The following is a 12,810-nucleotide window of genomic DNA, read 5'->3' as shown; positions in this document are numbered from 1 at the left end:
TGCCGGCGCGCCGCACCTCGCGCACCGGCGCGACGAGCATGACGCGATGAGAGAAGAGCTGCTGGCCACGGTCAACGACGAACACGCAACGGTCGAGGCGTTCGCGTCCCTGCTCGCCTACGAGGAAAAAGCGCTGACGACGGCGGAGCCGCTCGAGATGCTGCCCGGGATCGTCGAGAAGAAAAACGAGCTGATCGACCGGCTCGCGCAGCTCGAACGCACGCGCGACACGCAGCTTTCCGCGCTCGGCTTTGCGTCGGGCAAGAAAGGGATGGATCAGGCCGCCGAGCGCGATGCACGCCTCGCCGGCCGCTGGCAGTTGCTGCAGCAGGCCGCCGAACGCGCGCGCCAGGCCAACGCGAACAACGGGATGCTGATCCGGATCCGGATGGACTACAACGAGCGCGCGCTCGCGGTGCTGCGCTCGGCGCCCGCGCCAGCCGGCGTCTACGGCCCCGACGGGCGCGTGTCGGCGCTGATGCGCTGACGTCGCGCGGCGCGGCCGCCCGACGGCCGCGCGCCTGCCTTGCCCTTCCTTACAGCAACGGACACGCCGTCACCTGCGTGCCGCGCTCCACACACAGCCGCTCGTAGTCGCGCAGGTACGCGCGCTCGTCGTCGTCCAGCAGGTCGAGATCGATCAGGTCCCAGTCGTAGCCGACCGTCACGATGTTCTCGAACGTCACGGTATCCGGCTGCGCGTCGTCCGGCCGGATGATCACGATGTTCTCGATCCGCACGCCGCCCTTGCCCGGCACGTAGATGCCCGGCTCGACCGAAATCACCGCATTCGGCACCAGCCCGTATTTCGCGCCCGGCGCGAAACGCACGCCGCTCTCGTGCACGTGAATCCCGACGCCGTGCCCGGTGCCGTGGCCGAAATCGTGGCCGTGATCGCGACACACCTGCCGCACGAGCGCATCGACGTCGCCGCCCGTCGCCGAGGCCGGGAAGCGCGTGACGAGCCCCTTGATGCAGGCCTTCAGCGCGACCGTGTAGATCTCGCGCTGCCACGGCTGCGCGACCGTATCCGCGCGCGTGCGGCGCAGCACGACGCGCGTGCAGTCCGTCGCGAAACCGGCTTCGTAGTACGCGCCGCTGTCGAGCAGCACCAGTTCGCCTTCCGTCAGCTCGACATCGGCGCTCGCCGCCGTGTAATGCGCGAACGCGCTGTTCGCGCCGTTCGCCGCGATCGACGGAAACGTCAGCGCAACCGCCGAGCGCGCGCCGTACGCGTCGTTGATCGTGCGCGCCAGGTCGTATTCGGTGTGGCGTGCGCCCGGTTCGCCGGTCTTCGCCCAGCGCATCGTCTCGGCGATCGCCGCGGAGCTGCGCGCGAACGCGTCGCGGAACCGGTCGAGCACCGCCGGCGTCTTGGCGGCCCGCATTGCCTCGACCGGATTGAAGTCGGCATGGCGCGCGTGCGGCCACACGCGGCTCACCGCGTCGACGAGCGCGCAGTTCACCGATTCGAAGCCGTAGCACACGCGATCGACCTCGAACTGCGCGAGAAAGCGCTCGAGCGCCGCGACGTCGCGCCGGATCACGTGCAGCGCCGGATACGACTCGAGCGAGACTTCGCAGCGGTCGCAGCCTTCCGGCAGGAACAGCGCGACTTCCCCGCCGACCGCGAACAGGAAGCCGAGGTGCGACGACGCATTCGGGATGTGATAGCCGCGGCTGTTCAGCAGATACGCGAGATCGTCCGACGCGCAGGTAAAGAACGCGGTCCTGCCGTCGGTCGCGCCGGTATGCGCGGCAAGCTTGCGGCTCAGCGCGTCGAGATTCTGCGCGACGCTCAGGCCCGTCATCGATTCCGGCAGCTCGAAGATCGGCCGCTCGACGACCCAGCCCGGCAGCGCGATCGCGCGGTCGATCTCGCGATCGGCGAGGCTCGTCCAGTCGAGCACCGCAGCCTGCGTCTGCTCGACCAGCCGGTCGCGCTGCGCGACGCTGATCCGCAACCCGTCGTAGCCGACCCGCGCGAGCCGGCTCGCATGCGCGACCAGCCAGTCGGCCATCGCCTGCCAGATCGTCAGGTTCATCCCGAGCTTCTCGATGCGCACGCGCGCCGGGTCGCACTGCTGCTCGGCCTGCAGGTGATAACGGCCGTCGACGAACAGCACGAACGGCGGCACGCCGAGCGCCCGCGCGGTCTCCGCGCTCAGGAAGATCCCGCAGCCGGCCGAGCCGTCGAAGCCCGACAACGCATAGCGCGGGTTATTGCTGCGCGGCAGGTACTCGGTGACGTATTCGTCCTGCGACGTGACCACCACCGCGTCGAGCCGCGCGGCGTCGAGCAGGCGCGACAGACCGGCCTGCGTGTCGGCGACGGACGCGTCGTACGGGGGAAGGCCGGAGAAGCTGTATTTCAGTCGATCGATCATCGGATGCCCATGTTATTCATTGTTGTCGATGGCCGGCGGCGTGACGCGGCAGTGCGCTGCCTGAAGCAGGCCTGACGCAACTCGGCGCCGCTGCGCGGACGACGCGCGGCCCGGCACGTGGCCGGGCCGCTGTACCGTTCCAGCGGCAGACCCCGGAAATTTTTGTCTCACTTAACTTTGTTTGATACGTGCGACAGAATCTAGAGCACGTGGAAATTGAGGTCAAGCCAAAATTTTCGTAGGACTAAAATCGGCGGCACGGTGCCGCGTGCATGCGCAACGTGGCTTCGCCCGGCGACACTGCGCGGTACAATGCGCCGGCATCGTCGTCCCGACGGCCGTGCTTCGTGCGATGCGCGGAAGGCAACGCCCCGGCGACTGCACCGCCCCTCCGCTCGCCTCCCGACTCGTTGCCACGAAAGAGATTCATGGATTCAGACATCATGCGTATCGGCCAGCGCATTCGCCGCCTGCGCCGGGAAGCGAAGAAGACGCTGCTGGAAGTCGCGACCGAAGCGAAGCTGTCGGTCGGGTTCCTGTCGCAGGTCGAGCGCCATCTCACGGGCATCTCGCTGTCGTCGCTCGTCAACGTCGCGAAGGCGCTGGGCGTGCCGCTCGGCGCGCTGATCGACCAGCCGCGCCAGGCGCAGCCCGATTCGCACGAAGGCAGCCGCAAGCCATACGCGGTCGACAGCGCGTCGCAGTGGTACGAACGGCTGTCCACCACGTTCGACGGCAGCCAGATCAACGCGGTCAAGGTGCAGATGATGGAAGGCTACCGCTCGGAATGGGTGTCGCACGGCGGCGACGAATTCGTCTACGTGCTGGCCGGCCGCATCTGCTACACGGTCGGCAAGAAGGATTACCCGCTGGCGCCCGGCGACTCACTGCACTTCGACGCGCGCAAGCGGCATCGCGTCGCCAACGTGGGCGACGGGCCCGCCGAGCTGATCGCGGTCGGCACGCTACCGCTGTTCGACGACAGTTGCGCCGAATTCGTGTCCGCGACGATGGAAATCAGGCAGCCCGCGCCCGTCGTGCGCACGGCGCCGGGCGAGCCGCGCGTGAGCCGCCGCGAACCGGCGCCGAAACGCGGCCGCGACGCCGATCCGGCCCGGTCGGCCGGCGCGGCGGAAAAGAAGGCTACGGCCAAGCCGCGCGCATCCGCCGGCAAACGCCCGGCGGCCGCGACCCCGGCGCGCAAGGCAGCCCCGCGCAAGAAGCCGTGACGCCTGGCGGGCGCGCGCCGCCCGCCGCTGTCTCCCTGCCCTTTATTCGCCGATCGCGAGCGCCTGCGCGACGGCCTGGATCCGCGCGCGATGCACGGCATCCTTGATCTTCTCCGCCTCGTTGCCGATGCCGCGCGCGATCGCGCCGGCATCGACGCTGCGCGCGGCCGCGAGCGCCACCCGCAGCCGCTCGGCCTGCGGATACGGCTGCGCATCGAGCCCGAGCCGCCCGCGCGCATCCGATTCGCAGGCCTGCAGCATCTCGGCGAAACGCGCCGGCTTGCGCAGCGCGTCGCTGCGCTCGAACAGCCGCACCAGCGCGGCCGCGCCCATCTCCATCACGCGATGCAGGTTGCCGTGCTCGCGCGCGACCACGAGCGCCAGATCGCGGCAATCGTTCGGCACGCGCAGCCGCTCGCACAACGGCTTGAGCAGGTCGACGCTGCGACCCTCGTGGCCGACGTGGCGCGGCAGCACGTCCGCGGGCGTCGTCGCCTTGCCGAGATCGTGCGTGAGCGCCGCGAAGCGCACCGGCAGCGAATAGCCCTGCTTCGCCGCGTAGTCGACGACCATCATCACGTGCACGCCCGTATCGACTTCCGGGTGATAGTCGGCGCGCTGCGGCACGCCCCACAGCGCGTCGACCTCGGGCAGGACGCGCGCGAGCGCGCCGCAGTCGCGCAGCACCGCGAACATCCGCGACGGCTTCGCCTCCATCAGCCCGCGCGCGATTTCCTGCCACACGCGCTCGGGCACCAGCGCGTCGGCCTCGCCCGCGTCGACCATCCGCCGCATCAGCGCGAGCGTTTCGTCGGCAACCGTGAAATCCGCGAACCGCGCGGCGAAGCGCGCAATGCGCAGGATCCGCACCGGATCCTCGACGAACGCGTCGCTCACGTGCCGGAACACGCGCGCGCGCAGGTCGGCCTGCCCGTCGAACGGGTCGATCACGGGCCCGACCAGCGCGCCTTCCGGGCTCACCTCGCGCGCCATCGCGTTGATCGTCAGGTCGCGCCGCGCGAGATCCTCGTCGAGCGTCACGTCCGGCGCGTAATGGAACTGGAAGCCGTGATAGCCGGCCGCCGTCTTGCGCTCGGTGCGCGCCAGCGCGTACTCCTCCTGCGTGTGCGGATGCAGGAACACCGGGAAATCCTTGCCGACCGGCCGGAAGCCCTGCGCGGCCATCTGCTCGGGCGTCGCGCCCACCACCACGTAGTCGCGGTCCTGCACGGGCACGCCGAGCAATTCGTCGCGGATCGCACCGCCTACTGCGTAGATGTTCATGGCTGCGGTTCGTATTCGGCGATCACATTGGTCTCGCTGCGCGCGGCGTCGATCCACCGCTGCACCGCCGGCAGCGCCGTCACGCGCGCCGCGTAGCCGGCCGCGTCCGGCGACAGGCCCGGCTCGTACGTGTTGAAGCGCATCACGACGGGCGCGTACATCGCATCGGCGATCCCGAACTCGCCGAACAGGAACGGCCCGCCCGACGCCTCGAGGCACGCGCTCCACAGCGCGTCGATGCGCGCGACATCCGCGAGCGCGTCGGGCGTCGCGCCGCGACCCGGCATCGACGCGCGCACGTTCATGCCCATCTGCGTGCGCAGCGCCGCGAAGCCCGAATGCATCTCGGCCGCGATGCAGCGCGCATGCGCGCGTTCGAGCGGATCGGCCGGCCACATCGGGAACTGCGGATAACGCTCGGCGAGCGTCTCGGCGATCGCGAGCGAATCCCAGATCGCGACGCCGTGGTCGTCGATCAGGCACGGTACCTTGCCGGACGGCGAATACTCGAGGATGCGCGCGGTCGTATCGTCGCGGCGCAGCTCGACCGCGATCTCGTCGAACGGGATGCCGAAATGCGCGAGCAGCAGCCACGGACGCATCGACCACGACGAGTAATTCTTGTCTCCAATGACGAGTTTCATGACGGTGTTCCGGATAACGCGAAGGTGGAAAGGAAGAGGCTGAACAACGGCACCCGGGCCGAGCCTAGCGGCGCGAGCGGAACCAGTCGAACCGCGACCGCTCCGCGGCCTTGCCAAGATACGCGGGCGCAATGCTTTCGAGACTCGCGGGCGTGATCCCGAGTTCCGGCGCGAGCGGCCCCGACAGCACATTCGGCACCGACATCGACGCGAGATTGTCGCGCGTGAGCACCGGTTCGCCGGGCAGGCATTCGAACACGCGCGCCTGCAGCCGCGCGAGCGCGTCAGGCAGCCGCACGATGCGCGCCTGCCGGCCGACCAGCGTGCCGCAATAGCGCACCAGTTGCTCGAGCGTATAGACGGTCGGGCCGCCGAGCTCGTAGGTCTTGCCGTGCGCGGCCGCGAGATCGAGCGTGTTGACGAACGCGCGCACGACATCGCCGACGAACACCGGCTGGAAGCGAGCATCGGGCATCGCGAGCGGCAGCACGGGCACCGTGCGCTGCAGGTTCGCGAACGTGTTGAGGAATGCGTCTCCGGGGCCGAACACGACCGACGGGCGGAAGATCGTCAGCGCGAGCGAATCGGTCGCCGCGACCGCATGCAGCGCCGCTTCGCCGTCGCCCTTCGAGCGCTGGTACATGCTCGCGCCGTGCGAATCGGCGCCGAGCGCGCTCATGTGCAGCAGGCGCCGCACGCCGACCTCGACGCACGCGCTCGCGAGCGCGGCCGGCAGCGCGACGTGCGCGCGCTCGAAGCCGGGCCCGTACGGCGTGCCGCGGCCGCCGTGCAGCACGCCGACCAGATTGATCGCCGCATGCGCGCCGGCGACGAAGCGCGCGAGCGTGCGCGTGTCGAGCGCTTCGAGCTCGACGATCTCGACCGGCAGCATCTGCAGGTGGCGCGCATGGTCGCGGCGCCGCGTGCCGATCCGTACCTGCTTGCCGGCGTCGATCAGCGCATTGACGAGCCGGCTGCCGATGAAGCCGGTGCCGCCCAGCAGCGCGACGGTCTGGCGATCCATGTTCGACACCTCAAAAGAACACTGCCGCGTCTCGCGCGGCAGTGTGAAGATTGCTGATCAGGGCGAGATCATGCCTAGACGTTTCTTCAACGACTGCGGTTTACCCTCGAAGAGCGCCGCATAATAAACGGTGTTCGACAGCACGTTCTTCACGTAGTCGCGCGTCTCGTTGAACGGAATCGTTTCTGCGAAGATCGCGCCTTCGACCGGCTGCGTCAACACCTGGCGCCACTGGCGCGGCCGGCCCGGGCCCGCGTTGTAGCCGGCGGTGGCCAGCACCGGCGAGCTGTCGAAGTTGTTGTAGATGTCCGCCAGATACCAGGTGCCGAGCTGGATATTGGTATCGATGTCGTGCATCTGCGCGCGCGTGATCGTACCCATGCCGAGCTTCTTCGCGACGAGCTGGGCGGTGGCCGGCATCAGCTGCATCAGGCCGCCCGCGCCCACCGACGAACGCGCGCTCGTGATGAAGCGCGACTCCTGGCGGATCAGCCCGTACGCCCATTCGATGTCGAGGCCCGTCGACTGCGCATAGCGCTCGACGATGTTGCGGTACGGCGACGGGTAGCGCAGCGTGAAGTCGTGCTCGGCCTTCGTGCGGTCGGCCGTGTTGACCGTGCGGTCGAGCAGCTCGACGCGCTTGCCGTACTCGGCGGCCGCGAGCAGCTGGCGATCGGTCATCCCGCGCAGCGGCCAGTTCCATTCGCGGTTGCCTTCGAGGCGCAGGTTCAGCGCATAGAAGCGCTGCGCGAGCGCGAAGCCCGGAATCTTGCTCATCGCGTCGATCTCGGCGTCGCCCACCTTCGTGCGCGGCGGGATCGTCGTGCGCTGGCCGAGCTCTTCGCCGGCGAGCTGCCCGTAGAAGTTGAACTGGCCCGCGACCTGCTCGAATTCCTGGTTTGCCTGCAGCGTGTCGCCGCTCTGCTTGAGCGCGCGCGCATGCCAGTAGATCCACGCCGGATCGCTGCGCAGCGACGGCGGCATCTGCTCGATCGACCAGCGAACCATCGGCCAGTTGCCGACGAGCAGCGCGGCGCGCGTGCGCCATTCGTAGCCCGAGTTCGACAGCGGCGCATTCGCGGATTTCGCGTACCAGACCGACGCGAGCGCCGAGCGCTTGATCGCGCCCTGGTAACCGATCGCGCCCCACGCGATCGCCTGTTCCTGCTTCGTGAGCGAGCCGGCAACCGACGTCAGCATCCCGGCGGCCGCGTCCGGATCGTTGCGCGCCATGCGGCCGAGCGCGATCAGCGCGAGCTGGTGCGACGTCGCGTCGGGGCCGACGCCGCGCGCGAGGAACAGCGGCGGCGCGCTCGTCGCCTGGTCGAAGCCGACCGGGCGCGGGCCCAGCGCGTCGACGATCTTGCCGCCGAGCGTCGTGTAGTTCTGCTCGTACGCGAGGCGCGCCTGCTGCCACACGTCGTCGCTCGTGAACTGCTGGTTGACCGTGAGCGCGGTGATCAGGTCGACGCATGCGTCGCCGTAGTTCTTCGGCTCGACGAGCAGCGCGCGCGCCGCATCGGCGACGTTCTCGCCGCGCGCCGCGCGCGATTCGAGCGCATAGCACCTGACCTGCGTGTCGTCGTCGAGCACGAAGCGCTTGTATTGATCGTCGAAGCTGCGCCAGTCGTGGCGCGCGCCGAGCACGAGCAGGTAATCGTTGCGCAGGCGGTCGGCGATCGCCTGGCCGTCGTAGCGCTGCAGGAACGACTGCACGGGCGCGTCCGGCGCATCGACGCGCGCGCGGCCCGTCGAATCGAACAACTGCGGCTTGATCTGGAAATACTCGACGTAGGACGGGACCGGATAGTTCGGGATCATCGACGCGAGCTGCGCGGCTTTCGCGGCGTCGTTGCGGCGTGCGGCTTCGCGAAGCTGCACGAAGATCTGGTCATCCCCGGCGACCGTGTCGTCGCCCGGCGCGGCGCACGCGGCCGTACCCGCGACGAGCGCGGCCGCCGAAAGCGTCAGCGCGACCGCGCGATATACTCGAAAAAGGCTGTTCGACATCGTTTTGAATGGAGCACGAATTGAGCGAAAGCATAGCACGCCACCCTGTGCCGAACCCGAAGGTTGCGCTGCGCAAAACGCTGTCCGGCGCGCGTCGCGACGCCGCGTCGCAGCCCGCCGCGAACGCCGCGCTCGACGCGCGGCTGCGCACGCTGCTCGACCGGCTCGCGCCGCGCACGGTCGGGTTCTACTGGCCGCTGCCGGGCGAATTCGATGCGCGCGACGCGGTGCTCGCGTGGTGCGCGGCAGGCGCCGGCCGGCGCGCCGCGCTGCCCGTGATCGGCGAGCGGCACACGCCGCTCGCGTTCCATGCATGGGACGCGCACACGCCGATGCGCGAAGGTCATCACCGGATTCCGGAACCGGCGGCGGGAATCGTCGTCGTGCCCGACCTGTTGCTGATTCCCTGCGTGGGATTCGATCCGCAGCGCTACCGGCTCGGCTACGGCGGCGGCTACTACGACCGCACGCTCGCCACATGGCCGGGCGAAACGCTGCCGGTGACGGTCGGCATCGCGTACGAAGCGTGCCGCGTCGACGCGCTGCCGGCCGAAGCGCACGATCTCGCGCTGCGCTGGATCGTGACCGACGGCGCGCTCTACCCGGCCGCCGGATGACGCGCCGCGCGGCGCCTCGACCGTCGTCGCACGCCCGTCAGCGCAATGCCGCGCGCAACACTTTCCGCAATCGTTTACAGCGACGCCGCCGCGCGCGCGGCCGTGTCGTAGAGGCCCGATGCGTGGCGCAGCAGCTGCGCCGCGTCGCCGATCTGCTCGTTGGTGAGCCCGCTGTCCTTCAGCGTCTCGATCAGGCAGTGCTCGCGCACCTCGCGATACTTCAGGCACAGGTCGCGGCCCGCGTCGGTCGCGAAGAAGAACACTTCCTTGCCGCTCTTCTCGCTCTTCACATAGCCGCGCGTGATCAGTTTTTTCAGCGCATAGGTCGCGACGTGCGTATCCTCGATATTGAGCACGAAGCAGATGTCGGCGAGCTTCTTCTTGCGTTCGCGATGGCTGACGTGATGCAGCAGCGACACCTCGACCGCCGTCATGTCCTTCGCACCGGCCGCCGACATGCAGCGCACCATCCAGCGGTTGAACGCGTTGCCGACCATGATGAGCCCGTATTCGAGCTCCGACAGCTCCGCGCTGGAATCGGAAACGAGGTGTTCGGATGACACGATCTTGGTCGGAGGACGCTTCATGGAAAGGCGGCGCAAGCAGGATGTCAGGGTGTGCCGAGTGTACGTCAGAAGCCCCGGTATACGGGCTAGGCGAAAACGCTTATTGGTAAGTTATCGATATCTTGTTGACAATGTGCGCTAACATTGCCGTCCGAACCGTGCCAGTCCGATGACGCAACCCCGCTTTTATCCGCTCGGCGATGCCGCCCTCGTCTGCGAGGTGCCGCCGCCCGCCACGCTCGATTGCCAGCGCCGCGTCTGGGCCGTCGCCGAGGCTGCGCGCGCGTGGCCCGACGTGATCGACGTCGTGCCGGGCATGAACAACCTGACCATCGTGTTCGACCCGCTCGCGGCGACGGCCGAGTCGCTCACGCCGGCGCTGCGCGACGCGTGGGAGACCGCCGACGTCGAGCACGCGGACGGCCGCGAGGTCGTGATCCCGGTCGAATACGGCGGTGCCGCCGGCCCCGATCTGGCGGCCGTCGCCGCGCACACCGGCCTGTCGGCAGACGAGGTCGTCGCGCGCCACGCGGCCGGCGAATACGTCGTGTTCTTCATCGGCTTCCAGCCGGGCTTCGCTTATCTCGGCGGCCTCGACGCGTCGCTGCACACGCCGCGCCGCGCGGCGCCGCGCCTCGAGGTGCCGGCCGGCTCGGTCGGCATCGGCGGCGCGCAGACGGGCATCTACCCGGCCACGTCACCCGGCGGCTGGCAGTTGATCGGCCGCACGTCGCACGTGCTGTTCGATCCGGCGCGGCCGCAGCCGACGCTGCTGCTGCCCGGCGACCGCGTGCGCTTCACCATTGCGGGAGTCGACGCACGATGACCCAGAGCAACGCACCGGGCACCATCGAGGTGGTGCGGGCCGGCCCGCTGTCGACCGTGCAGGATCTCGGGCGCCGCGGCGCGCGCCATCTCGGCGTCGCGCAGGGCGGCGCGCTCGACGGCCTCGCGCTCGAGGTCGGCAACCGGCTCGTCGGCAACCGCCCCGACGCGGCAGCCGTCGAGATCACGATCGGCCCGGCCGCATTCCGCTTCACGCGCGCCACCCGCATCGCGATCACCGGCACCGAATTCGGCGCGACGCTCGACGGCCGGCACGTGTATTCGTGGTGGAGCCTGCCCGTCGAAGCCGGGCAGACGCTCGTGCTGCCGGCCGCGAAACGCGGGATGCGCGGCTATTTGTGCATCGCGGGCGGCATCGACGTGCTGCCGATGCTCGGCTCGCGCAGCACCGATCTCGCGTCGCGCTTCGGCGGCCTCGGCGGCCGCACGCTGCGCGACGGCGATCGGCTCCCGGTCGGTGTGCCGCCGGCCGGCGCGGGCTGCCTCGCGGCCGATGCGCCCGAATTCGGCGTGAAGGCGCCCGCGTGGTGCGCGTTCGCGCGCGTCGACGAGCCGCCGCGCCGCCACCGCCCCGCGCATGCGCCGTGGGCGATGCCCGTGCGCGTGCTGCCGGGCCCCGACTACGCGTCGTTCGCGGCCGATTCGCAGCAGGCGTTCTGGGACGACGAATGGCTCGTCACCGCGAACAGCAACCGGATGGGCTATCGCCTCGCCGGCGCCGAGCTCGTGCGCGAGCGGCCGGCCGAGCTGCTGTCGCACGCGGTGCTGCCCGGCACGATCCAGGTACCGCCGAACGGCCAGCCGATCGTGCTGATGCACGACGCGCAGACCACCGGCGGCTACCCGAAGATCGGCACGGTGATCCGCGCCGACCTGTGGAAGCTCGCGCAGGCGCGGCTCAACCTGCCGATCCGCTTCGTGCGCACGACACCCGACGTCGCGCGGGCCGCCCTCGCCGCGGAACGTGCGTACCTGCGGCAGATCGACATCGCGATCGACATGCGCGAGGAAGCGCGCCGCCGCGCACAATCGCGCGCGGCGTGACAATGGCGGAAGCGGCACGGGAGACGCGCCACGCAATCAGTGGACGAGGAACATCATGGAAATCGATCTGAATGCCGATCTCGGCGAAGGATGCGGATCGGACGAGGCGCTGCTCGACCTCGTCACGTCGGCGAACATCGCATGCGGCTGGCACGCGGGCGGCGCCAATGCGATGCGCGACTGCGTGCGCTGGGCCGTGCAGAAAGGCGTGTCGATCGGCGCGCACCCGAGCTTTCACGATCCGGAGAATTTCGGCCGCAAGGAAATGCAGCTGCCGGCCGGCGACATCTACGCCGGCGTGCTGTACCAGCTCGGCGCGCTGTCGGCGATCGCGCAGGCCGAAGGCGGGCGCATCGCGCACGTGAAGCCGCACGGCGCGCTGTACAACCAGGCCGCGCGCGACCCGATGATCGCCGATGCGGTGGTGTCCGCGATCCACGATTTCGATCCGTCGCTCGCGGTGTTCGGGCTCGCGAACAGCGTGTTCGTCGCGGCCGCGCGGCACGCGGGGCTCGCCGCGGTGGAGGAAGTGTTCGCCGATCGCGGCTACCGCGCGGACGGCTCGCTCGTGCCGCGCAGCCAGCCCGGCGCGCTGATCGACGATGAAGAGGCGGTGCTCGCGCGCACGCTCGACATGGTGCGCAACCGGCAGGTGCGTGCATTGAGCGGCGAATGGGTGCCGCTGAACGCGCAGACCGTCTGCCTGCACGGCGACGGGCCGCATGCGCTGGCGTTCGCGAAACGGATCCGCGCGGCGCTCGAGGCCGCCGGCGTCGACGTCGTGGCGCCCGGCGCGCTGCAGGCCGACGAAGGCGCGTGACGCGTCTGCGTCGCGTGACACGTGCATGGCACGTATCCGCTGCACAAAAGCGCCGCACAAAAGAAAAAAGCGCCCTCGTGGCGCTTTTACGTTGGCGCAATCGCCGCGGACTTCGCCGTCTGTCGATTCGCCCCCCGAAACCGTCTTTCGACGGTGACCGGAAAAACATTCCGGATTAAAAAACGTCCGCCGTCGCCCGATCACTGTATTCCCCGGTCAGACGACGGAACGTTGCTTATCTGCAAGTCGGCCCGCATGCATTTGTGTGTCCGACGATGATTGGCCCCGCCGTGCATGCAGACACTCCGCGGCCGGCACGCGATTCACGTGCCGGCAACG

12 protein-coding genes are annotated in these 12,810 nt (G+C 69.5%); 6 read left to right on the top strand and 6 right to left on the bottom strand.

What is annotated here, in order from left to right:
• Positions 1–46 precede the first annotated feature (46 nt).
• Entirely contained in the window at positions 47–487 is a 441-nt protein-coding gene (locus OEJ37_RS03345) for a flagella synthesis protein FlgN (RefSeq protein WP_174421216.1), read from the top strand.
• A gap of 49 nt (positions 488–536) precedes the next feature.
• Here OEJ37_RS03345 and OEJ37_RS03340 read toward each other — a convergent pair whose 3' ends face one another.
• Positions 537–2,387, bottom strand: coding sequence for a M24 family metallopeptidase (locus OEJ37_RS03340; RefSeq protein ID WP_263343191.1), 1,851 nt, complete (start codon positions 2,385–2,387; stop codon positions 537–539).
• Between the two features lie 428 nt (positions 2,388–2,815).
• On the opposite strand from OEJ37_RS03340, the gene OEJ37_RS03335 reads away from it, so the two are divergent.
• Positions 2,816–3,616, top strand: coding sequence for a helix-turn-helix domain-containing protein (locus tag OEJ37_RS03335; protein ID WP_263343190.1), 801 nt, complete (start codon positions 2,816–2,818; stop codon positions 3,614–3,616).
• A gap of 42 nt (positions 3,617–3,658) precedes the next feature.
• Here the strand turns inward: OEJ37_RS03335 and OEJ37_RS03330 are convergent, their stop codons facing one another.
• The 4 genes from OEJ37_RS03330 to OEJ37_RS03315 all read right to left on the bottom strand — a co-directional run bounded on the left by OEJ37_RS03330 (position 3,659) and on the right by OEJ37_RS03315 (position 8,578).
• Positions 3,659–4,900: a multifunctional CCA addition/repair protein gene (locus OEJ37_RS03330; RefSeq protein ID WP_034179275.1), complete on the bottom strand. Its 1,242-nt coding sequence runs from the start codon at positions 4,898–4,900 to the stop codon at positions 3,659–3,661.
• A complete protein-coding gene (locus OEJ37_RS03325; protein WP_174421219.1) occupies positions 4,897–5,544 on the bottom strand; it encodes a glutathione S-transferase family protein in 648 nt (215 codons plus the stop codon). The genes OEJ37_RS03330 and OEJ37_RS03325 overlap by 4 nt, the downstream gene beginning before the upstream one ends.
• Before the next feature lie 64 nt (positions 5,545–5,608).
• Positions 5,609–6,568, bottom strand: coding sequence for a complex I NDUFA9 subunit family protein (locus tag OEJ37_RS03320; protein ID WP_174421220.1), 960 nt, complete (start codon positions 6,566–6,568; stop codon positions 5,609–5,611).
• 57 nt (positions 6,569–6,625) lie between these two features.
• Complete coding sequence (locus tag OEJ37_RS03315; protein ID WP_175919528.1) at positions 6,626–8,578, bottom strand: lytic transglycosylase domain-containing protein; 1,953 nt, start codon at positions 8,576–8,578, stop codon at positions 6,626–6,628.
• An 8-nt stretch (positions 8,579–8,586) separates the two neighbouring features.
• Between OEJ37_RS03315 and OEJ37_RS03310 the strand changes: the two genes are divergently transcribed.
• Positions 8,587–9,195 carry a 5-formyltetrahydrofolate cyclo-ligase gene (locus OEJ37_RS03310; RefSeq protein ID WP_263343188.1) on the top strand — a complete coding sequence of 203 codons (609 nt, stop codon included), beginning with the start codon at positions 8,587–8,589 and terminating at the stop codon, positions 9,193–9,195.
• A gap of 74 nt (positions 9,196–9,269) precedes the next feature.
• On the opposite strand, the gene OEJ37_RS03305 is transcribed toward OEJ37_RS03310, so the two are convergent.
• Complete coding sequence (locus OEJ37_RS03305; protein ID WP_263343187.1) at positions 9,270–9,782, bottom strand: winged helix DNA-binding protein; 513 nt, start codon at positions 9,780–9,782, stop codon at positions 9,270–9,272.
• Between the two features lie 148 nt (positions 9,783–9,930).
• Between OEJ37_RS03305 and pxpB the strand changes: the two genes are divergently transcribed.
• The 3 genes from pxpB to pxpA are packed head-to-tail and all read left to right on the top strand — an operon-like array spanning position 9,931 to position 12,471.
• The gene (gene pxpB / locus OEJ37_RS03300) at positions 9,931–10,587 is read left to right on the top strand and encodes a 5-oxoprolinase subunit PxpB (protein ID WP_174421224.1); all 657 of its coding nucleotides are present in this window, start codon (positions 9,931–9,933) and stop codon (positions 10,585–10,587) included.
• Positions 10,584–11,651, top strand: a complete 1,068-nt coding sequence (locus tag OEJ37_RS03295) for a biotin-dependent carboxyltransferase family protein (RefSeq protein ID WP_152864095.1) — start codon at positions 10,584–10,586, stop codon at positions 11,649–11,651. Before pxpB ends, OEJ37_RS03295 begins: the two co-directional genes overlap by 4 nt.
• Before the next feature lie 55 nt (positions 11,652–11,706).
• Positions 11,707–12,471, top strand: a complete 765-nt coding sequence (gene pxpA / locus OEJ37_RS03290) for a 5-oxoprolinase subunit PxpA (RefSeq protein WP_047899257.1) — start codon at positions 11,707–11,709, stop codon at positions 12,469–12,471.
• Positions 12,472–12,810: the final 339 nt, after the last annotated feature.

This window comes from Burkholderia sp. BKH01 (assembly GCF_025685725.1).
Classification (GTDB): domain Bacteria; phylum Pseudomonadota; class Gammaproteobacteria; order Burkholderiales; family Burkholderiaceae; genus Burkholderia; species Burkholderia pyrrocinia_C.
This window is presented reverse-complemented; position numbering and strand designations above follow the sequence as displayed.